Source organism: Rhizobium sp. NLR22b, assembly GCF_019685295.1.
Taxonomy (GTDB): domain Bacteria; phylum Pseudomonadota; class Alphaproteobacteria; order Rhizobiales; family Rhizobiaceae; genus Rhizobium.
On record NZ_JABDWM010000010.1, the window covers coordinates 140,527 to 160,824 of the forward strand.

Sequence of the window (20,298 nt, forward strand, 5' to 3'; positions counted from 1 at the left end):
CGACTATCGCCCTTCGCGCCACCACATGGCGCCGAAAGCGAGCAGCAGGATGCCGACGCCGGCGAAGCCGGCAAAGAGCGGCAACGTGTTGATTCCCTTCAGGACCGTTTCGTTGGTCATGCGGATCATCATACGCTCGTTGTCGGAGACGCGGATCTGGCCGCGCACCGGCAGGATCGGCGGAACGCTGATCGCGCCCTTTTCGCTGGCGACACGGGTCACGAGACCTTTGCTCCTGTCAACGACAGGCTTCAGCACATCGGTCGTCGAGATCATTGCCTTGAATTCCGGCGCATCGACGGCGCCGATGTGCACAAGCGTCGATAACTTGCCGTTACGGATTTCAAAGAGGCCGACCTCGTACATGCGTTTCTCGGCCTTGTAGAGCCCGGGTTCCGTCTGGGTGAGTGGCAAGGTTTCGGTCTTACCGGAGGGATAACGCACGGTGGCGTTACCGGGATTGTCGCCGATTGTCTGGCGGGTGACTTCAAGGGTTCGGCCGGAGGCGCGCGCCGTCAAGGCTTCTTCCTCGAGCGCCGGTTCCTTCATCAGCCAATGAGCGATGCGGCGATACAGCGAGACATTTGGACCGCCGCCTTCGAAGCCGCGCGCCCAGAGCCAGCCCTGATCTGAAAGCAGCATGGCGACGCGGCCTTGGCCGGCGCGGTTCAGCACCAGCAGCGGATGGTTGTCGGCGCCAACCATGATCGTTTCGCCCTGCGGCCGTTCGACATCGACGCTGCGGAACCAGCGGCCCCAATGCGGCGGGTCCTCGCCGGAGCCGTCCAAGCCGCGCGTGACCGGATGCTTGCGCCCTTCCTCGGAGAGGCGAGGATAGAAGGCCTTTTCGATCATCCGGCCAGTCGGCTCTGCCGGCAGCACGGAGGCGAGCGGCGTCATCGCGATCGACTCTGGGCTCGCATGTTCCGGACCGGCGGCGATCAGCAGCGCGCCGCCGTTCTCCACGTATTGCGCGATGTTGTCATAATAAAGCATCGGCAGCACGTTGGCGCGGTCCTGATAGCGGTCGAAGATGATCAGGTCGAAATCCTTGATCTTGTCGATGAACAGTTCACGCGTCGGGAAGGCGATCAGCGACAGCTCGTTGATCGGCGTGCCGTCCTGCTTTTCCGGCGGACGCAGAATGGTGAAGTGAACGAGATCGACCGAGGCGTCGGATTTCAGGAGGTTGCGCCAAGCGCGCTCGCCGGCATGCGGCTCGCCGGAGACGAGCAGGACGCGCAGATTCTGGCGAATGCCGTCGATGACGTGGACGGCGCGGTTGTTGGCGGTGGTGACTTCGCCGGGAAGCGCGGCGACGGAAAATTCGAGCACGTTGCTGCCGCCAGCCGGCACCTTGAAGGAGAAAGGCGTATCCTGGCCGGGCGTTGCCTGCAAGGTAGCGATCTCGTCGCCGTTCAGCTTCACCGTGACGTCGGCCGTGCCGCCGGGGCTCGGACCATCGTCGAAGACGCGCAGGACGACCTGCTGCTCCTCGTTGACGATGCCGAAGCGCGGTCCCTTGATGACTTCGATGCGACGGTCGAATTCTTTAGGCTTGCCGGTGACGAGACCATGGATCGGCGCATCGAAGCCGAGCGCCTGATTGGCGGCCGGGACATCATGGACTTCGCCGTCTGTCAGCATGATGGCGCCGCCGATGCGGGCGGATGGGACGTCGGCGATGTTGGCTGCCAGCGCGTCGAACAGGCGGGTGGACGGAACGTCGGAGTTGACGTCGCCTTCGACATCGACGAAGCGGGGTTCTATCTGGGGGAAGCGGGCAAGCTGCCCTTTCAACGCCGCAAGCGCGTCATCGGTCATCTTCATGCGCTCGGGCGTCTGCTGGCTCTGGCTCCGGTCGACGATGACGGGGACGATCGTCGACAGCTGATCTCGATCCTCCTGCAGCAGTACGGGATTGGCAAGGGCGGTCAGCAGGGCGAGGGCGGCCAGTGTCCTGATCCAGGCGCCGCGAATGCCGCGCCAGATCGCAAAGGCGGCGATAAGAGCGCTGACGACGGCCAGTGCGGCCAGAATCGGCCAGGGCAGGAAGGGTGAGAAATCGAAGGTCATCTCATTGCCCTAACCGTTCGAGAAGGTCGGGAACATGAACCTGGTCCGTCTTGTAGTTGCCGGTCAGCATGTACATCATGATGTTGACGCCGGCCCGGTAGGCATATTCACGCTGCCCTTCATCCGAGGGCACGGTCGGCAGTATCGGCGTGCCGTTTTCGTCGACTGCCCAGGCGCCGGCGAAATCATTGCCGGTGATCAGGATCGGCGAAACCCCGTCGGCCGTCGCCGCCGATTTTTCGGTCGTTTCGCGGCCACCTTGGCGGGCTTCGATCCAAAGCGGGCTGCCGGCATAGCGGCCGGGAAAGCTCGACAGGAGATAGAAGGATTTCGTCAGCACGTGATCCGATGGAACCGGTTCGAGCGGCGGTATATCGAGATTGGCGAGGATTTCCTGCAGCCGCTGGCCGTTAGCGCTGACATTGCCGCCATTGTCCAGAGCGCTGAGCTGGTCGCGCGTGTCAAAAAGCACGGTGCCGCCGTTGCGCATATAGGCGTCGATGCGGCTGATCGCGGCCGATGACGGCATGGGCGCCGTTGCCGAAACCGGCCAATAGATGATCGGGTAGAAGGTGAGTTCGTCCCTGGTGAGGTCAAGGCCGACGGGCGGCGCCGGCTCCAACGTCGTGCGGAAGGTCAGGAACTGGGTCAAGCCCTCAAGGCCGCGCTCGGATATATTGTCGACTTCCTGCTCGCCGGTGACGACATAGGCGAGATGCGTGTTGTCAAGCCTCTCCAGAATGAGGTCGTCATCGGGCCGGGAGTCGTTGGCGTGAAGTGTGCCGGGCTGCAGCAGGAAGCCTGCGCCGAGTACGACGGCGATCACGCCCACGGCGCGAGCGGCCGGGCGCAATCGCGAGAAAGCGCCGTTCATGAAGAGGACGATCAGGCTGTCGGCGAGCAGCAGCAGAAAGGCGACCAGGAAAAGAGCCGGCTTTGCCGACCAGCTTTCGCCACCGATCAAGCCTTCGCGCACGGCGTTGGTTCCAGCGGTATCGAGCGGCGTCAGTTCGGCGTTCTCGGGCAGCACGTTCAATGAGGTGAAACCATCTTCCGAACCGTAGAGGCCGGGCGGATTGTCGAAATTCGCCGTCGGTTCGGCTCCGGCCCTGGGGATCAGAGGTCGCGCCGAGCCAGTCTCGGAAACGAGCACACCCTTGGCCGTCAGCATGCGGTAGGGCGGAAGGGTCTCGGAGACACGCGCGCTGCTGCGTGCCTCGGACGTCACACCGCCTGAGCGCGATATCTGCAGGAGGTGACGCAGCATATCGACGAAAGTGCCCGAGATCGGCAGATCGGACCAGGTCGCTTCCGCGGTGACGTGGAAGAGGACGATCTGGCCGGATGCCAGCTGCTTCATCGTCACCAGCGGCGTGCCGTCGGCGAGGCTGGCCCAGGTGCGTTCGGCAAGGTCGGGTGTCGGCTCGGCGAGCACCTGCCGTTTGACGACGACATCGGCGGGACGCGGTATGCCCGCGAAGGGGCCGATGCTCGGAAATTCGGCCAGCGATTGCGGTTCGCTCCAGGACAAGGTCCCGCCCAGCGCTCGTTCTCCCTGGCGTAGGATGACGGGAATGAGCGGATCGTCGGCAGGTGCCGCCGCCATGCGCGGGCCGGCGAAACGTAGGAGCATGCCACCATTCGATATCCAGCGTGTCAGAGGTTCGTAGGTCTCCTCCGGCAGGCGGCCGATATCGGCCATGATGATGATCGAAGGGTTGTTGGCGAGAAGCTTCGGTATGGCGACGGCCAGATCGGAATCGGTGGGCTGGATGAGATCCGCATAGGGCTGCAGCGCCCGCTGGATGTAGTAGAGCGGCGAGAGCAGCGGCTGGAATTCATCGGCTCCGGTGCCGGACAGGAGGACGACGCGGCGGCGCTTGAACGCGTCGTCGAGAAGGTGGACCGCGCCTGCCGTCGCGCCGTTGTCGACGCTGATGCGGGCGAAATCGTTGCGCATCTCGAAGGGAGCGGTGATCGAACTCGTGGCAACGCTCTGGCCGGGACGGAAATCCACCCTGCCGTTGGCGATCGAGCGGCCTTGGGCATCGACGGCGTTCAGCGCCACTGATGCGGGGCGCGAACTGTCGAGCCGTGTGACCTTTACGGTCATGGCGTCGGCCGCATTGCTGGCCGCGGTGACGGCAACCGTCTTCGTGGCATCGCCCTCGATCAGGCGCAGATCGGCGGGCTGGAGCTCGGCGAGCCTGCGCACCGTCGGATCATCGGCCTTGGCGGCGGCGCCGTCGGTCAGGAAGGCGAGAGTGCCGGGCTTGACGCCATTGAGCGCCGCGCGCAGCGCTTGGAAAGCGCGCTCGCGATCGGGAACCAGCGGCCGCGGCTCGGCAGCCCGCAGCTTGTCGCGGGCGCTGGCTGCGGTGCCGGGCACGGCATCGTTGGTCGGATCGGCGGTGAAGGCGATCGCTACCGGCGTGCCGGCGGATTCGGCATCGTCCACCAGCGCGTCGGCGGTCTGGACTCGGCGCTCCCAATCGGGTGCTGCCGCCCAGCTGTTGTCAACGAAGAGGACGAGCGGGCCGCCCGATGCCAGAGAATTGGTGCGCGGATTGAAGACCGGATCGGCAATCGCAAGGATGATGATGGCAGCGAGCAGCATGCGCAGCAGCGTCAGCCACCAGGGGCTTTGCGCCGGCGTTTCCTCGCGCTTCAGCACCGACGCAAGGATCTTCAGCGGCGGAAAGACCTCCGTTTTCGGACGTGGCGGCGTCAGCCGCAACAGCCACCAGATGACCGGCAAGGCGATGAGGGCGCCGAGAATGGCGGGATAGGCGAAAGCGAAGGGGAGGGCGTTCATAGCAGCCCTCCATGCGTTGCCTTGGCCGGCATGCCGGAGAGGTACATGTGGACCGCGACCAGCGCCTCCGAGGCAAGATGATCGGTGCGGTGGGTCGTAAAGGTCCAGCCGAGATGGCGCAGCGACTGGCCGAGGCTCTCCCTGCGGGCGAGGTAGGCGTTGCGATAGGTCTCGCGGATGTGTTCGGCGCGGCCGGAGATGAGCTTGGCCCCCGTCTCCGGATCAATGAATTCGGTGCGGCCGCTATAGGGAAAGATCTCTTCGGCGGGGTCCGATATCTCGACCACGTGGCCGTGCAGGCCGCGGCGGGCAAGCGGACCGAGCCGCTCCATGATAACAGGAGCGTCGTCGAGGAAATCGCCGATGAGCACGAGGTCGCTCCAGCCGCGGATCATTCCCGTTTCCGGCAGTCCGCCGGTCAGCGGCGCGTGCATGAGCGCGGCTGCGAGGCGTTCGGCGGCATTGCGGGTGGAGGCAGGTTCCATGATGCCGGGGCAGCCGATGCGTTCGCCGGAGCGGGCAAGGATTTCGGCAAGCGCCAGCATGACGACCAGCGCCCGGCTTTCCTTGGAGACGCTGCCGTAGCTCGACTTGTACATCATCGAGGGCGACATGTCGCACCAGAGCCAGATGGTGTGCGCTGCTTCCCATTCGCGCTCGCGCACATAAGTATGGTCGTCGCGGGCAGAGCGGCGCCAATCGATGCGCGACAGGCTCTCGCCCTCTGCATAGGGCCGGAACTGCCAGAAATTCTCGCCGATGCCGCGTTTGCGACGGCCGTGCCAGCCGGCGATCACCGTATTGGCGATGCGCTTGGCTTCCACCAGGCAGTCCGGCATCAGGGAGGCCCGCTGCCTGGCGCGGGAGAGGGCATCGCTGCCTGACGTCGGGTTGACGGTCTGTCCGATAGATGCCACGCGTCCGGCTTCCTTATCCCTTTGCCTGCCTGACCAGGCCGGCAATGACGTCGCGCACCGACATGCCTTCGGCGCGGGCGGCGAAGGTCAGCGCCATGCGGTGCTGAAGAATGGGTTCGGCAAGCGCGAAGATATCATCGAGGGACGGGGCGAGGCGGCCCTCGTAGAGCGCGCGGGCGCGCGCGCAGAGCATCATCGCCTGGCCGGCGCGCGGGCCCGGACCCCAGGCGACGTTCTTGTCGGTCGAGGCATTCCCCTGACCGGGGCGGGCGGAGCGCACCAGCGAAAGGATGGCGTCGACGACCGTCTCGCTCACCGGCATCTGGCGCACCAGGGCCTGGATTTCGATCAGCCGTTGCGCATCGATGACGGCTTCTGGCCGGGTTTCGCCGAGGCCTGTGGTCTCGAGCAGGATCTGTCGCTCGGCGGCGAGCTCGGGATAGTTGACGTCGACCTGCAGCAGGAAGCGGTCGAGCTGGGCCTCGGGCAGAGGATAGGTGCCTTCCTGCTCCAGGGGGTTCTGGGTGGCGAGCACATGGAAGGGAGCCGGCAGGTCATAGCGCTGGCCGGCGATGGTGATGTGATATTCCTGCATCGCCTGCAGAAGCGCCGACTGAGTGCGCGGCGAGGCGCGGTTGATTTCGTCGGCCATCAGGAGCTGGGCGAAGACCGGGCCTTTGACGAAACGGAAGGAACGGCGGCCGCTGTCGTCCTGATCCATCACCTCCGACCCCAGAATATCGGAAGGCATCAGGTCTGGCGTGAACTGGACGCGGTTGGCAGCAAGGCCGAGCACCTCGCCGAGTGTCGTCACCAAGCGGGTCTTGGCAAGGCCGGGGACGCCGACGAGCAGGGCATGGCCGCCTGATAGCACGGCGAGGATGGTGTTCTCGACGACGCTCTCCTGACCGAAGATCACTTTGGAGACTTCCCCGCGGATGGCAGCGATATCGGAGAGCGCCCTTTCGGCGGCGGCGACGATCGCCTTTTCATCGAGGCTGGCTTCGGTCTTCATCATACCCACGGGCATCTCCAACGGCTGAAATCATTCGGCAGCGAATCGGCGGACTTATACATCTGCCTCATACTCGATAGAGTTATGGAGATGCGACGGGCTGACAAGTTCGTTACGAATGACTATCTCGTGACTTCACTTCGTTAAGGACAAACCGGGACGGAAGAATGGCAGCCGAAGAAATCAGCGGACAGGCGGATGCGGCGGGGCTTGCCGCGCTGATTTCGCGCGCGTCGCAGGAAACCGCCGGCAAAAAACGAGGATTGCCCCCGGTCGAACGGTGGAATCCGCCCTTCTGCGGGGATATCGACATGGAGATTAGGGCCGACGGCACCTGGTTCTACATGGGCACGCCGATCGCCCGGCCGGCGCTGGTGCGGCTTTTTTCGACGGTGTTGCGCAAGGACGAGGACGAAAAGACCTATCTCGTAACTCCTGTGGAAAAGGTCGGGATCAGGGTCGTGGACGCGCCGTTCGTCGCCGTGGAGATGAGCGTGACGGAGCGGGAGGGCAAACAGGTACTGACATTCCGCACCAATGTCGGTGATGTCGTGGAGGCGGGAGGAGGGCATCGGCTGCGCTTTGCCATTGCGGGCGGCAATGCTGAACTGAAACCCTATCTGCATGTGCGCGGGCGGCTGGAGGCGCTGGTGTCGCGTGCGGTGATGTATGAACTGGCGGCACTCGGCGAGACGCTCGACGTGGAGGGGCGGGCGATGTTTGCGGTCTGCTCCGCCGGCGAGGTCTTTCCCGTCATGCCGGCCGACGAACTGGATGCGCTTTCCCGATGAACGATGCGATCACCCAACGTTATCCGCTGTTCTCAGCAGCTGAATTCCGCCGCCGTGCGCTCGATCAGAATGGCGGGCCGGTGGACCATGCCTGGCGTGATCACGGCGACCATATCCTCAACCCCGATATCGTGGAGGAGATTGCGACCTTCAAGCTGCGCGATGCCGCCGTGCTCGTGCCCGTCGTCGACGACGGCGAGGAAGCGCGGGTGATCTTCACCAAGCGCACGGCGACGCTGCGCAAACATTCCGGTCAGATCGCCTTTCCCGGCGGCTCGATCGATCCGGCCGATATCTCGCCCGAAATGGCGGCGATCCGCGAGACGGAGGAGGAAATCGGCCTGCCCGGTTCCTTCGTCGAGACAGTCGGCAGGCTGCCGAATTATCTCGCTTCGACCGGCTTCCGCATCACGCCCGTGCTCGGCGTCGTTAAGCGGGGTTTCGCGCTGACGCCGAACCCGGCCGAGGTGGACGAGGTGTTCGAGGTGCCGCTCTCCTTCCTGATGAATCCGGCCAATCATAACCGCGACAGGCGCGTGATCGACGGCATCGACCGGCATTTCTACCGCATGCCCTATGAAACCAGAATGATCTGGGGCATCACCGCCGGCATCGTCCGCACGCTCTACGAAAGGCTTTACGCATGACCGGCATTGCCGACCAGGCATGGTTCCGCGATCCGGCGCTCGCCCGGGTCCTGGCACTTCTCAATACCGATGACGGGGAAGGACGGGTGGTTGGCGGCGCGGTGCGCAACAGCCTGATGGGCCTGCCGGTCAGCGATATCGACATCGCCACGACGCTGGCGCCCGAAATTGTCATGGAGCGGGCAGCAGTGGCCGGCATCAAGGCGGTGCCGACAGGGCTGCAGCACGGCACGGTGACGCTCGTCATCGACGGCAAGCCCTTCGAGGTGACGACCCTGCGTACCGATGTCGAGACCGACGGACGCCGCGCCAAGGTCGCTTTCAGCACCGATTGGAAGGCCGATGCCGAACGGCGCGACCTGACGATCAACGCGCTCTATGCCGATGCCAAGGGCGAGGTGGTGGATCTCGTCGGCGGGCTTGCGGACATCGAGACGCGCAAAATCCGCTTCATCGGCGATGCGGCAAGGCGTATCGCCGAGGACTATCTGCGCATCCTGCGCTTCTTCCGCTTCTTCGCCTATTACGGTTCCGGGCGGCCGGATCCCGAGGGTCTGAAAGCCTGTGCTGCGGCGCGTTCGAAACTGAAGACGCTCTCGGCCGAGCGCGTCTGGTCGGAGCTTAGAAAGCTGCTTGGTGCCGGCGATCCCGGCCGGGCGCTGCTCTGGATGCGGCAGGTGGCGGTGCTGACGGAAATCCTGCCGGAATCGGAGCGGTGGGGGATCGATGCAATCCCTTCTCTCGTTGCCACCGAAAAGGCGCTCGGCTGGACGCCCGATCCGCTGCTGCGCCTTGCGGCGATCGTGCCGCCCGATGCGGCGCGGCTCACGGCGCTTGCGGCCCGGCTGAAGCTCTCGAATGCGGAAGCCGCCACCCTGACGGCCTGGGCGAAAGCGGAACCGGTCAATGACGAGATATCGCCGGCCGCCTTCGAGCGACTGCTTTACCGCAACGGCGCGGACGGTATCACGACGCGGCTGAAGTTGGCGCTCGGCGTTGCGCGCGGCAAGGCCGAAGGCGATCTTGGCGAAATGGCGCGCTCCGCGCGGCTCGGCAAGCTCCTGGATCAGGCCGTGAACTGGAAGAAGCCGCAATTTCCTCTAAATGGCGGCGATGTGATTGCGGCGGGCATCGCATCCGGTCCCCGCGTCGGGGAACTGCTTGCGGTGCTGGAAAACCAGTGGGTAGAGGAGAATTTCGCCGCTGACCGGCCAGCACTGCTCGCCCGGCTGCAGGAACGCATCCAATAGGGATTATACGCCGCATCGGGTGGATGCGGCGCTGTCATAGTCGTCGCTGCCAGGACGCGGGCACCCGCTCTCAGGCGGCGGTGGCCTCGTCGCGGATGCGTGCCTTGATGTTGTCAACCATGTTTTCGCGTATGATCGTTTCGCCGTGAGCAGTCTTCAGGTGCTCAACGGCGCGGCGAACCACTTCTGCGTCATTATCCGCCCGGGTGTGCCAGGCGCAGCCGGGAACGAGCGTGCCACATTCGAAAAGTCGCATGGTTTTCTCCTCTGTCTGGAACGCAACGGCCATCGCGTTCTCACGCGATTGATGAAATGTACGTGCGAAGAGAAGGTTCCGGCCGGCAGGAGGTGGCGACCGGAGAAGGTGTTCAGTCGGGCATCGCCCAGGCTTTGAAAGTATCCGAGAGATGGCCGGGCGTGTTGCTGTTGGCTGCGTCGTTCTGCAGTTCCTCCGGCGACTTTCCGCCGGCCAGTTGCAGCTTGACCTGCTCGATGAAGCAGCACAGCGGCAGATCGGAGCCACTCTTGGCCCGCAGTTTCTCGGCAATGCGGATAAGGAACTCGGGTGTGTCGATTGCACGGAATGTTTCCTGGACATCCGTGGACGCAGGCGAGCCGCTTTCTGTCGTCATGACAATCCTCCTCCGATTGTTACGCACGTACATATAAAGTTAGGACTCACTGAATTTTTATGAAGGTCCCTCAGTTCGAATAATCGATGAGATTTTACAGTCTCACGGCCAGCGCACGACAGGCGGCAGCGAGGAGAGAATGGATTCGACGTTGCCGCCGGTCTTCAGGCCGAAGATCGTGCCGCGATCATACAGCAGATTGAATTCGACGTAGCGGCCCCGGCGGATCAATTGTTCGTCACGATCGGCCTCCGTCCACAACTTGTTGAAGTTGGAGCGAACGATCTTCGGATAGACCATGGCGAAAGCCCTGCCGACATCGCGCGTGAAGGCGAAATCGGCGTCCCAGCCGCCGGCTTCTTCGCTCGAATGCAGCCAATCGAAGAAGATGCCGCCGATGCCGCGGGGCTCGTTGCGATGCTTGAGGAAAAAATAGTCGTCGCACCAGCCCTTGTAGGCATCGTAATCGGCGACGGCATGGTTTCGGCAGGCGATTTCCATGGCTTTGTGGAAGAGCTGGCTGTCCTCATCCTCCTGGGTGCGGCGGCGCGACAGCACCGGCGTCAGATCGGCGCCGCCGCCGAACCAGCGGCTTGTTGTGACCACCATGCGGGTGTTCATATGCACCGTGGGAACATTGGGGTTGACGGGATGGGCGATCAGCGAAATGCCCGAGGCCCAGAAACGCGGATCGTCCTTGGCACCCGGTATCTGGGTGCGAAAGTCCGGTGAGAATTCGCCGTGAACGGTAGAGGTGTGGACGCCGACCTTCTCGAACACGCGGCCTTCCATCATCGACATGCGGCCACCGCCGCCGGCGCCTTCTTCACGCGACCAGTCCTTGGCGACGAAGCGGCCGGGCTCCTGATCGGACAAGGGGCCTTGCAGTTCGTCTTCGAGGGCTTCGAAGGAGGCGCAGATCGTATCGCGCAGTCCTTCGAACCAGTTGCGGGCGGCCGCCTTCTTCTCTTCGATATCCGCAGGCAAGCCGATCGGCAGTTCCGGTCTTTCCATGTCACGCCTCCGCGGCCGGCATCCGTTCAGGATGCGACTCGCTCATTCCCTGTTGCCCGCCACATCTAGCAGGTGGCGCCGCCTCTCGCCAAGGCTGCGGCCGGGGCATCGAGATTCGACTCGCAAAGCAAGGGTTTCGATACTATCTTTTCGGCAGAGGTAGGGTTGATGGCAAAAATTCCAGGACCTCCGTCCTTCGACGGCCTGAAGCGCAGAATTGCGAGACACCGGGCGGAAAATCCTGCCCGCAAGAAAGACCATTTCGTGCGTGAGACATATTGCCTCGGCCTCCTCGATGCCCGCGCCAAGGCGCGCGAATGGTTCGACGAATATCCGAAAGCGGCCTATTGGACCGAGGTCGAAAGCTGGCGTCAGCTCGACGGCGACCAGATCGAATTCACCATGCGCCGTCTGCCTTCGGCCGACTGACCGTCACTCCGCGACAGCACGCACGCGGCTTTCGATCAGAAGGCCGCTTTCATCCAGGATCGGATGCGCCACCGAGACGATGTGGGCGTTGATCCTCTTCAGGTCACGCAGCATATCGAGATGCAGCGAGCTTGTCTGCAGACTGTCGGCGCGTCCGTCACGCAGGCGCTCCAGATGGTGTTCGGCCGACTGTTTCTCCATGCGCCGGACCTCTACCTTTGTCTCCATCATCTGACGCGCAAGATTGAAATCGCGAGTGACGAAGATCGTCTGGGCGACACGAAGATTGTCGATCGTCAGGTCGAACAGCTTACGCAATTCCTGATGACCGTCGTCGGAAAACCTGAGCCCGAGCGAGATCTTCTTCGATATCTGCTCCAGCAAGCCTTTCTCGATGATATCGCCCATATGTTCGAGATTGATGGCATAATCGATGATAACGATCGAACGGCGGGCGTTCTCGTCGCTGAGCCCCTCGCGGCCGAGCTTCGAGAGATAGACCTTCACCGCCTGCTGCAGCTTGTCGACACGCTCTTCGAGGATCGCGATTTCGGAAAGCTTGGAAGAGTCATTGCCTTCGAAGGCCTCGGAGACTCGGATCAGCATGCGCTCGATGAGGTCGCCGATGCCGAGCACTTCGCGGGTGGCGCTTGTCAAAGCAATGACGGGCGTCGAAAGCTCATGGGCGTCCAGATATTTCGGAGCCGTGTCCGGCTCGGCCTGATCCGGAACCAGACGGGTCATCAGCGTGGCGAGCGGCCTCGAAAAGGGCCAGGCGAGGGCGGCGAGCAGAACATTGAAAAGCAGATGCGCATCGACTGGGAGCTTTGACGGTCCGAAGGGCAGCACCTGAATGAATTCCGCGCCGTAGCCCGCGAGCGGCAGGGCGATTATGCAGCCGAGCGCACGGACGGCGAGATTGCCGAACGTGACGCGTCGCGCCGAAACCGGCCCGGACATCGTCGCGACGACGGGCGGTATCGCGCCGCCGAGATTGGCGCCGAGCACGAGCACGATGACGAGTTCGGCAGAGATCAGGCCGGCCGAGGCGAGCGATAGGATGAGCACCACCACAGCCAGACTGGACGATGAGACGAAGGCGAGCGCTGCCGAGAAAAGGAGCGCCACGGGCAGAGCGCCATCCAGCAGACTGATGAAAGCGGCGAGAGCGGGGGAGGCGCGCATCGGCTCCGTCGCAAGGCTCAGGAGATGCAGCGACAACAGCATCAGGCCGATCCCGATCAGCGCTGCGCCGCCGCCTTGGCGGGTGCTGGAGCGGCCGCGGTAAAGCACGATGCCGGAGAGGATCAGGAGCGGTGAGAGCCATTCGATGCCTGTCGCGACGATCCATGCAGTGATCGCCGTGCCGACATTGGCGCCGAGCAGGACGAGCTGGGCCATGCGCGGATTGATCAGATCACGTTCGACGAAGGAGGCGGTCATCAGCGCTGTTGCCGTCGAGCTCTGCAGCGCGACGGTCGCGACAAGTCCCGACAGGAATGAGCGAAGGCCGCCGCGCGTGCCGGTCGCCAGCCCCGTTCTCAGCCGGGCGCCGAAGGCCCTGGACACGCCGTCCTTCACCTGCGCGAGGCCGAACAGCAGCAGCGCCACGGCTCCGAACAGGTTGATCATGATGATCGTAGAATCCATTTTCTTGTTTTATTCTGCTTTCGTCAGTCTATGGGCATCGGCCTGATGGCCAATCTTCCCAAGTTATTGAAATTGTGAAGATCGTGCGGGGGCTTTGATTGTCCGGCTAATGAATATACGCCGGTTTGATCGATTGACAATGTCGATTTCCGACACTTGTTGATATATTCGGCAATCCGTTCAGACAGCCGCCGATCAAGCCCAGACGGTTTGGCGCATCGCCTCGCCGACGATCATGGCCGCCGAGATTGCGACATTGATCGACCGCTGGCCTTCGACCATCGGAACGAGGATGCGGGCGTCGGCTCTCTCGTGCACGTGATCCGGCACGCCGGCGCTTTCGCGCCCAAACAGCAGGACATCATCCGGGCGGAAGGCGAAGTCGGTGTAGCGGTCGGCGGCCTTGGTCGAGGCGAGGATCAGGCGCCGGCCTGATGTGGCGCGCCAGGTCTCGAAGCGGTCCCAGCTGACGTGGCGGGTCAGCGCGGCGGCGGCGATATAATCCATGCCCGATCGTTTCAGGTTGCGGTCGGAGACGTCGAAGCCGGCGGGCTCGATCAGATCCACGGCAAAGCCGAGGCAGGCTGCAAGGCGCAGGATCGTGCCGGTATTGCCGGGAATGTCCGGCTGATAAAGTGCAAGTCTGAGGTTCGCCATGTATACGCCGCTTGTTCGTTTAGACGCGGGGAGGCCTAATACAACTGTGATTTCGGCGCAACAGGACGCGGTTTGGCCCTAAAACGTGCTATTTGCGCAAGTTCAGGTCTGGAAGTTTCGCACTTTTCGCGTTATGCATGCACATCTTCGAACGCCAGCAGGGAGGGCCGCATGAATATTTTGCTCATTACGCGCTTTCCTGCCGTGATGCCGATCAAGGCGACATGGCACCGCTAGAGCGGGCTTTTTTCTAAAACTTCCCTTTTGATCCATTGTGCGGCTGTTTCAGCCTCGCCCCTTGAACGTCCGGTTCCCATATGTGCTTGCATGCGCCGGGATGGCGCGAAGCCGGGAGCCGGAACGGTGATGTTTCGGAGCAATTTCATGTTTGGCTGGTTCGAGCAGCGACTCAATCCCTTTCCGAGCGAGGAGCCCGTCGCCCCCCCGAAAGGTCTCTTTGCCTTCTGCTGGCATTACAGCAAGCCGGCAGCGCCGTGGCTCGGCCTGATGGCGGTGCTGACGTCGCTGATTGCCATCGGCGAAGTGGCGCTCTTCCAGTTCCTCGGCGACATCGTCGACTGGCTGACCAATGCCGATCGCGCCACCTTCCTGCAGACGGAAGGCCACAAGCTGTTCTGGATGGCGGCTCTGGTGCTGGTCGGCTTGCCGCTGGCGGCAGGGCTCGATTCCCTCATCATGCACCAGATGCTGCTCGGCAATTATCCGATGATGGCGCGCTGGCAGATGCACCGCTTCCTGCTGCGCCACAGCATGACCTTCTTCGCCAACGAGTTTGCCGGGCGTGTCGCGACCAAGGTGATGCAGACCTCGCTGGCCGTGCGCGAAACGGTGATGAAGATCCTCGACGTCTTCGTCTATGTCGTCAGCTATTTCCTGACGATGATCATCGTGATTGCCGCGGCCGACTGGCGGCTGATGATCCCGATCCTCATCTGGCTCGCAGTCTATGTCAGCATCGTCTCTTACTTCGTGCCCCGGCTTCGCAAGATCGCGGCCCAGCAGGCGGATGCGCGCTCGATGATGACGGGCCGCGTGGTCGACAGCTATACGAACATCGCAACCGTCAAGCTGTTCTCGCATGCGGGACGCGAGGAGATTTATGCCAAACAGGGCATGGACGAGTTCCTGCAGACCGTGCACAAGCAGATGCGAAAGGTGACGCTGTTCCATATCAGCGTCTACCTGAACAACTGCGTCGCGCTCTTTGTCGTCTCGGGCCTGTCGATCTGGTTTTGGCTGAACGGGGCGATCTCGGTCGGAGCGATCGCCATCGCCATCGGTCTTGCCATGCGCGTCAACGGCATGTCGCAGTGGATCATGTGGGAAGTCTCGGCGCTGTTCGAGAATATCGGCACGGTCTATGACGGCATGGAGATGATGAGCAAGCAGCACGACATCATCGACCAGCCGAATGCGCCCGCAATGACGGCCAAGAAGGGGGCGATCCATTACGATCGCATTCGCTTCCACTATGGCAAGGGCAAGGGTGTCATCGACAATCTGTCGCTTGACATCAAGGCAGGCGAGAAGGTGGGTCTGGTCGGTCGTTCCGGCGCCGGCAAGACGACGCTGATGAACCTGCTGCTGCGCTTCTATGACCTGGAGGCCGGCCGCATCACGATCGACGGGCAGGATATATCAGGCGTCTCGCAGGAGAGCCTGCGTTCGCTGATCGGCGTGGTGACGCAGGACACCTCGCTGCTGCACCGTTCGATCCGCGACAACATCGCCTATGGCCGGCCGGAGGCCACCGACGCCGAAGTGATCGAAGCGGCCAAACGCGCCAATGCCTGGGAGTTCATCGAAGGGCTCGTTGACATGCAGGGCCGCCAGGGGCTCGACGCGCAGGTCGGCGAGCGCGGCGTCAAGCTCTCAGGTGGTCAGCGGCAGCGGATCGCGATCGCCCGCGTCTTCCTAAAGGATGCGCCGATCCTCGTGCTCGACGAGGCAACCTCGGCACTCGATTCCGAAGTCGAGGCGGCGATCCAAGAAAACCTCTTCGCCCTGATGGAGGGCAAGACGGTGATCGCGATCGCCCACCGGCTTTCGACGCTGACGGAGATGGACCGGCTGATCGTGCTCGACAAGGGGCGGATCGTCGAGGCCGGTTCGCACGCCGAACTGATCGGAAGCGGCGGCATCTACGCCGACCTCTGGAACCGCCAGTCCGGCGGCTTCCTCTCCGATCATGCCGAAGAGGCGGAAGAGGCCGCGGAATAAGAATCGACCCTCCCGGCGTGAGCGGGGAGGGCATTTTCATGATTTCGATGATTTGTGCTCGCGAGACGATTGTCGAAGACCGGATGCGCTCGTGCCGGCGTTCTTTTCAAAGACTGTCGGCCCAGTCGATCACGCGGTCATGTCCGACGACGACGATGCTGTTGGCGGCCGCGATCGTGCGCAGCGCCACGATGCGGCGGCGCTCCTCGCTGTCGAGCCAGGCGGCGATAGCCTCGATGACGATCTCGTCGCGCGGCAACGCCAGGTCGAGAGCCAGGGCATCCAACCTTTCTGCAAGCGGAAGCGGAATATGCGCATCGAGCATTTTCGTTTCCATGACGTCTCTCCGGTTAAGCGCGATCCTATCGTCAGATTGTGACGGGTTCGGGGGCAATCAATGGCGATGCCGCCGATGTTATCGTCTATTACCAAAATATAAGGTTGCGTCCGCTTTTCATTCCCTTTGCCACTCCCCTCAATCCGCCTATATCGCTTGCATGTTTCTGCGACCCCTCTTCCGCCTGTTTGAAACCTGGATCGATCCGTTCCGCCGGCGCGACGACTTGCAGCCGCCGCGCGCTACGCTCGGTTTCATCTGGTTCTACATCGGCCAGGCGAAGATGCCGTTCATCGCCATGCTCATTCTCGGCGGCACGTCGGCGGCAATCGAGGCCGCACTCTTCTGGTTCGTCGGACGCCTCGTCGATATTCTCGCTAGTATTGCGCCCGGCGCCGGCTGGAGCGGTCTTATCGCGGCCCATGGCGGCGAGCTGTTCGGCATGCTCGCTCTCATCGGGCTCGTGCGCTTCGTCGTTGCCTTCCTGATTGCCCTCGTCGATCAGCAGGTGATCACGCCGGGCTTCTACAATCTAGCACGTTGGCAATCTTATCTCCATGTCTCAAGGCAATCATTGTCGTTCTTTCAGAGCGATTTCTCCGGGCGTATCGTCACCAAGGTCTGGTCGGCCGGCCAGGCAACCGGGGATCTCGTCACCTCGTTGATGGAAAGCGTCTGGTTTGTCGGAATTTATGCGGTAACGACGCTCGTGCTCGTCGCCAGGCTGGACTTTACGCTCGCCGCCGTCGTGCTGTTCTGGCTTGGCGCCTTCAGCCTGCTTGCCCGCCACTTCGTCCCGCGGATCCGCCATCACTCGCGCGAAACGGCGGAGGCCGGATCGATGCTGAACGGCCGGATGGTCGACGCCTATAGCAATATGCAGACACTGAAGCTGTTCGCGCGCGATGAAGAGAGCGACCGCTACATGCGCCAAGGTTTCGATATCTATCAGGACACGGTGCTGCGCTTCACGCGGTTCATTACCGGTGTGAGGGCCTCCATGGCGCTGCTCTCCGGCCTGATGATCGTGACGATGGCGGGCTTGAGCGTCGATCTCTGGCTGCGCGGCCTCGTCAGCTCGGGCGCGGTGGCGTTCTCGCTGGCGCTGGTGCTCCGGCTGAATTTCCTGCTCGGCAGGCTGATGACGCAGTTCAACGGCATCATGCGCAATCTCGGCACCATTCAGAACGCCGCCGAACTGATTTCGCAGCCGCTCGGGCTCGTCGATCGGCCGGATGCGAAGAGCCTGGTGATCCGCCAGCCCGGCGTCCGCTTTGACAATGTCTCCTTCCGCTACGGCAAGGGTCAGCAGCCCGCCGTCGAGAATTTCTCCCTGACCATCCGCCCGGGCGAGAAGGTCGGGATCGTCGGGCGTTCGGGCGCCGGCAAATCAACGCTGATGAATCTGCTGCTGCGCCTCTATGACATCCAGGACGGCCACATCCTGGTCGACGGTCAGGATATATCGGCCGTGACCCAGGAATCGCTGCGGATGCAGATCGGCGTCGTCAGCCAGGATACGTCGCTGCTGCACCGTTCCGTGCGCGACAATATCCTGTTCGGACGACCGGATGCCGGCGAGGAGCGGCTGGTCGACGCGGCCCGACGCGCCGAAGCTGTGGACTTCATTGCGCGCCTGCAGGATCAGCAGGGCCGTAGAGGTTTCGATGCGCATGTCGGCGAACGCGGCGTCAAACTATCGGGCGGGCAGCGGCAGCGCATCGCCATCGCGCGAGTCATGCTGAAGGACGCGCCGATCCTGGTTCTCGACGAAGCGACGTCGGCGCTCGATTCGGAAGTGGAGGAAGCGATCCAGTCCAATCTCCATCGGATCATGGAGGGAAAGACAGTGCTCGCAATCGCCCACCGGCTTTCGACGATCGCCGCGCTCGACCGGCTGATCGTCGTCGACCTTGGCCGGATTATCGAGGAGGGCAGCCACGACGAGCTGCTTCGCCGCGGCGGGCTCTATGCGGAACTCTGGGCACGCCAGTCCGGCGGATTTCTCGCGTCCGACGAGGATGCAGGCTCAAGGATCGAGGACGAATTCCGCCATGAGGCCAAAATGGTTTGATCCGAAACTGTTCTCGATGCGGCGGACCGATTTCAGCCGCAGGGGCGCTTTGCTGAAGACGTGATCGATCGAAATGCCGAGCGGGCCGGCGGCGATCGGCCATGTCGCAGGCTCCAGCGATGCTGTGCCCAAGCCTTGGCTGCGCATGAGATACTGCACATCCGGCGCCAGAATCGACGTATTGAAATCACCAGCAAGCACGAGCGGTCCCGGCAGCGAAGAGATAATCTCGGCGAGATCTTCGACTTCCAGGCCGTGGAATTCGTCATAATAGGGTTTGGTCAGGTGCGCGGCGAGCAAGTTGACCTTCTGGCCGTCGAAATCGATCGTCGAGATCGTCAGCCGGTTGCGCCACAGCAGGCCGAGGCTGCGGATGCGAGGTTCGATCAGCGGGCGCTTCGACAGGACGAGCGTATCGCATTGCTCCATGCCGACGCCGCAGCCGACGTAATAGGGGTATGTCTTCAGCAGTCGCGGCAATTCGGACAATACCGGTTCGGCCTCGAGGATGTTGACGACGTCGGCGCCGGATCCGATCGCCATGTCGGCGATATCAGCGCCGTTTGCGAAATTGTCATTCTCTATATTGAAGGACATCAGCTTGAAGAGAGCAGGGCGGCTCTCGTCTACCTCAGGCTCGACGAATTCACGCGCCATCACGATGCCGTGGACGGCGAGAACCATCGATGCGCCAAGTGTCAGCAGCGCGTACCAATGGCGCTTGAAGAGGAGGGCTATGCCGGAGGCCACTGCTGCGGCCGCTGCCAGATGGATCTGGAAGCTATAAAAAAGAGAAAGCAGATAGAAATCTTTGGCATAGCGCAGCGAGATGATAGCGAGAACGAGGGTTGTGAGAACGCTCATTACGCAAAAGATCGTGTCTCTCATCCGCTCGGGTCCGGCTGGCTGGCATCGTTGCGGTTGCGCCTAACACGGTGGCTTTTGTGTTGCAATGCAACATAAGGGCAAGCGGGTGTTTGCCGTAAAAAATTCATCTGAAATTTCCCGCGACATTGTGCCCTCATCCCCTTGCCAAGGCTGGACATAATTTGCGATCAAGCTTAGAACGCGCCGGATTGCCGGGGAATCTATGGCCGAAATGTGTCCAGATCGATTCGTCAGCAGAGGGGGCGGGGCGGAATTCCGCGATAATTGCGCAGAGGATGGTTAAGCCGTGAGCGAACACGTAACGACAAGCGAGGCTTCAGCAGAGCCCACTCGCCGTGATTTCCTTTATCTCACCACTGGTATGGCGGGCGCTGTCGGCGCCGTTGCTGTCGCATGGCCGTTCATCGACCAGATGCGTCCGGATGCATCGACGCTGGCGCTTGCCTCCATCGAAGTCGATGTCGCGAGCCTTGAGCCCGGCATGTCGCTGACGGTCAAGTGGCGCGGCAAGCCGATCTTTATCCGCAACCGCACACCGGAGGAGGTGAAAGCGGCAGCTGATGTTCCGCTGGCGGATCTCAAGGATCCGATCGCGCGCAACGCAAACCTTCCACCTGAAGCGCAGGCAACCGGTGTTGACCGTTCGGGTGGCAAGGACAAGGAAAATTGGATCGTCATGATCGGCACCTGCACCCATCTCGGTTGCGTTCCGCTCGGTCAGGCCGGTGAGTACAATGGTTGGTTCTGTCCCTGCCATGGCTCGGTCTACGACACGGCCGGCCGCATTCGCAAAGGCCCTGCGCCGCAGAACCTGGCGATTCCGACCTTTTCATTTGTGTCCGATACCAAAATCAAGATCGGTTGA

At 62.5% G+C, this 20,298-nt stretch carries 18 protein-coding genes; 7 read left to right on the plus strand and 11 right to left on the minus strand.

The features are described 5' to 3' along the window. Window positions 1-3 precede the first annotated feature (3 nt). The 4 genes from HJC00_RS17745 to HJC00_RS17760 are packed head-to-tail and all read right to left on the minus strand — an operon-like array spanning window position 4 to window position 6,832. The gene (locus tag HJC00_RS17745) at window positions 4-2,076 is read right to left on the minus strand and encodes a hypothetical protein (protein WP_221158082.1); all 2,073 of its coding nucleotides are present in this window, start codon (window positions 2,074-2,076) and stop codon (window positions 4-6) included. A gap of 1 nt (window position 2,077) precedes the next feature. Further along, complete coding sequence (locus HJC00_RS17750; protein ID WP_221146957.1) at window positions 2,078-4,891, minus strand: DUF4159 domain-containing protein; 2,814 nt, start codon at window positions 4,889-4,891, stop codon at window positions 2,078-2,080. Continuing rightward, window positions 4,888-5,808, minus strand: a complete 921-nt coding sequence (locus HJC00_RS17755) for a DUF58 domain-containing protein (protein WP_210630446.1) — start codon at window positions 5,806-5,808, stop codon at window positions 4,888-4,890. The genes HJC00_RS17750 and HJC00_RS17755 overlap by 4 nt, the downstream gene beginning before the upstream one ends. Before the next feature lie 13 nt (window positions 5,809-5,821). After that, the gene (locus HJC00_RS17760) at window positions 5,822-6,832 is read right to left on the minus strand and encodes a MoxR family ATPase (RefSeq protein WP_210630447.1); all 1,011 of its coding nucleotides are present in this window, start codon (window positions 6,830-6,832) and stop codon (window positions 5,822-5,824) included. Window positions 6,833-6,990: 158 nt separating this feature from the next. On the opposite strand from HJC00_RS17760, the gene HJC00_RS17765 reads away from it, so the two are divergent. From HJC00_RS17765 to HJC00_RS17775, 3 genes are read left to right on the plus strand one after another with little or no spacing between them, the layout of a single operon-like run. Continuing rightward, window positions 6,991-7,614, plus strand: coding sequence for a DUF1285 domain-containing protein (locus HJC00_RS17765; protein ID WP_221158083.1), 624 nt, complete (start codon window positions 6,991-6,993; stop codon window positions 7,612-7,614). After that, window positions 7,611-8,261: a CoA pyrophosphatase gene (locus HJC00_RS17770; protein ID WP_210630449.1), complete on the plus strand. Its 651-nt coding sequence runs from the start codon at window positions 7,611-7,613 to the stop codon at window positions 8,259-8,261. The genes HJC00_RS17765 and HJC00_RS17770 overlap by 4 nt, the downstream gene beginning before the upstream one ends. Next, entirely contained in the window at window positions 8,258-9,511 is a 1,254-nt protein-coding gene (locus HJC00_RS17775; protein WP_221158084.1) for a CCA tRNA nucleotidyltransferase, read from the plus strand. The genes HJC00_RS17770 and HJC00_RS17775 overlap by 4 nt, the downstream gene beginning before the upstream one ends. 70 nt (window positions 9,512-9,581) lie before the next feature. Here HJC00_RS17775 and HJC00_RS17780 read toward each other — a convergent pair whose 3' ends face one another. From HJC00_RS17780 to hemF, 3 genes are all read right to left on the minus strand, one after another. After that, complete coding sequence (locus HJC00_RS17780) at window positions 9,582-9,767, minus strand: DUF1059 domain-containing protein (RefSeq protein WP_064806262.1); 186 nt, start codon at window positions 9,765-9,767, stop codon at window positions 9,582-9,584. A 112-nt stretch (window positions 9,768-9,879) separates the two neighbouring features. Then, complete coding sequence (locus tag HJC00_RS17785; protein WP_210630451.1) at window positions 9,880-10,143, minus strand: hypothetical protein; 264 nt, start codon at window positions 10,141-10,143, stop codon at window positions 9,880-9,882. Between the two features lie 102 nt (window positions 10,144-10,245). Next, a complete protein-coding gene (hemF, locus tag HJC00_RS17790; RefSeq protein ID WP_210630452.1) occupies window positions 10,246-11,157 on the minus strand; it encodes an oxygen-dependent coproporphyrinogen oxidase in 912 nt (303 codons plus the stop codon). Window positions 11,158-11,325: 168 nt separating this feature from the next. Here hemF and HJC00_RS17795 point away from each other — a divergent pair, with 168 nt between their 5' ends. Further along, the gene (locus tag HJC00_RS17795; RefSeq protein ID WP_221164418.1) at window positions 11,326-11,586 is read left to right on the plus strand and encodes a hypothetical protein; all 261 of its coding nucleotides are present in this window, start codon (window positions 11,326-11,328) and stop codon (window positions 11,584-11,586) included. A 3-nt stretch (window positions 11,587-11,589) separates the two neighbouring features. Here the strand turns inward: HJC00_RS17795 and HJC00_RS17800 are convergent, their stop codons facing one another. Beyond that, the gene (locus HJC00_RS17800; RefSeq protein ID WP_221158085.1) at window positions 11,590-13,236 is read right to left on the minus strand and encodes a Na/Pi cotransporter family protein; all 1,647 of its coding nucleotides are present in this window, start codon (window positions 13,234-13,236) and stop codon (window positions 11,590-11,592) included. A gap of 195 nt (window positions 13,237-13,431) precedes the next feature. Then, complete coding sequence (locus HJC00_RS17805; RefSeq protein WP_221164419.1) at window positions 13,432-13,893, minus strand: tRNA (cytidine(34)-2'-O)-methyltransferase; 462 nt, start codon at window positions 13,891-13,893, stop codon at window positions 13,432-13,434. 384 nt (window positions 13,894-14,277) lie between these two features. Between HJC00_RS17805 and HJC00_RS17810 the strand changes: the two genes are divergently transcribed. Beyond that, a complete protein-coding gene (locus tag HJC00_RS17810) occupies window positions 14,278-16,134 on the plus strand; it encodes an ABC transporter ATP-binding protein (protein WP_221146961.1) in 1,857 nt (618 codons plus the stop codon). A gap of 106 nt (window positions 16,135-16,240) precedes the next feature. Here HJC00_RS17810 and HJC00_RS17815 read toward each other — a convergent pair whose 3' ends face one another. Continuing rightward, window positions 16,241-16,471, minus strand: coding sequence for a CopG family transcriptional regulator (locus HJC00_RS17815; RefSeq protein ID WP_210630456.1), 231 nt, complete (start codon window positions 16,469-16,471; stop codon window positions 16,241-16,243). A gap of 160 nt (window positions 16,472-16,631) precedes the next feature. On the opposite strand from HJC00_RS17815, the gene HJC00_RS17820 reads away from it, so the two are divergent. Then, the gene (locus HJC00_RS17820) at window positions 16,632-18,545 is read left to right on the plus strand and encodes an ABC transporter ATP-binding protein (protein ID WP_221158087.1); all 1,914 of its coding nucleotides are present in this window, start codon (window positions 16,632-16,634) and stop codon (window positions 18,543-18,545) included. Here HJC00_RS17820 and HJC00_RS17825 read toward each other — a convergent pair. Beyond that, window positions 18,501-19,433, minus strand: a complete 933-nt coding sequence (locus HJC00_RS17825) for an endonuclease/exonuclease/phosphatase family protein (RefSeq protein WP_221155646.1) — start codon at window positions 19,431-19,433, stop codon at window positions 18,501-18,503. The genes HJC00_RS17820 and HJC00_RS17825 overlap by 45 nt on opposite strands. A 286-nt stretch (window positions 19,434-19,719) precedes the next feature. Here HJC00_RS17825 and petA point away from each other — a divergent pair, with 286 nt between their 5' ends. After that, window positions 19,720-20,298, plus strand: a complete 579-nt coding sequence (gene petA, locus HJC00_RS17830) for a ubiquinol-cytochrome c reductase iron-sulfur subunit (protein WP_011426278.1) — start codon at window positions 19,720-19,722, stop codon at window positions 20,296-20,298.

Bases quoted from the DNA above. Each gene is read 5' to 3' on its own strand.
- HJC00_RS17745 (WP_221158082.1), bottom strand. From the start codon at position 2,076: ATGACCTTCGATTTCTCACCCTTCCTGCCCTGGCCGATTCTGGCCGCA.
- HJC00_RS17750 (WP_221146957.1), bottom strand. From the start codon at position 4,891: ATGAACGCCCTCCCCTTCGCTTTCGCCTATCCCGCCATTCTCGGCGCC.
- HJC00_RS17765 (WP_221158083.1), top strand. From the start codon at position 6,991: ATGGCAGCCGAAGAAATCAGCGGACAGGCGGATGCGGCGGGGCTTGCC.
- HJC00_RS17770 (WP_210630449.1), top strand. From the start codon at position 7,611: ATGAACGATGCGATCACCCAACGTTATCCGCTGTTCTCAGCAGCTGAA.
- HJC00_RS17775 (WP_221158084.1), top strand. From the start codon at position 8,258: ATGACCGGCATTGCCGACCAGGCATGGTTCCGCGATCCGGCGCTCGCC.
- HJC00_RS17780 (WP_064806262.1), bottom strand. From the start codon at position 9,767: ATGCGACTTTTCGAATGTGGCACGCTCGTTCCCGGCTGCGCCTGGCAC.
- HJC00_RS17785 (WP_210630451.1), bottom strand. From the start codon at position 10,143: ATGACGACAGAAAGCGGCTCGCCTGCGTCCACGGATGTCCAGGAAACA.
- hemF (WP_210630452.1), bottom strand. From the start codon at position 11,157: ATGGAAAGACCGGAACTGCCGATCGGCTTGCCTGCGGATATCGAAGAG.
- HJC00_RS17795 (WP_221164418.1), top strand. From the start codon at position 11,326: ATGGCAAAAATTCCAGGACCTCCGTCCTTCGACGGCCTGAAGCGCAGA.
- HJC00_RS17800 (WP_221158085.1), bottom strand. From the start codon at position 13,236: ATGGATTCTACGATCATCATGATCAACCTGTTCGGAGCCGTGGCGCTG.
- HJC00_RS17805 (WP_221164419.1), bottom strand. From the start codon at position 13,893: ATGGCGAACCTCAGACTTGCACTTTATCAGCCGGACATTCCCGGCAAT.
- HJC00_RS17810 (WP_221146961.1), top strand. From the start codon at position 14,278: ATGTTTGGCTGGTTCGAGCAGCGACTCAATCCCTTTCCGAGCGAGGAG.
- HJC00_RS17815 (WP_210630456.1), bottom strand. From the start codon at position 16,471: ATGGAAACGAAAATGCTCGATGCGCATATTCCGCTTCCGCTTGCAGAA.
- HJC00_RS17820 (WP_221158087.1), top strand. From the start codon at position 16,632: ATGTTTCTGCGACCCCTCTTCCGCCTGTTTGAAACCTGGATCGATCCG.
- HJC00_RS17825 (WP_221155646.1), bottom strand. From the start codon at position 19,433: ATGAGAGACACGATCTTTTGCGTAATGAGCGTTCTCACAACCCTCGTT.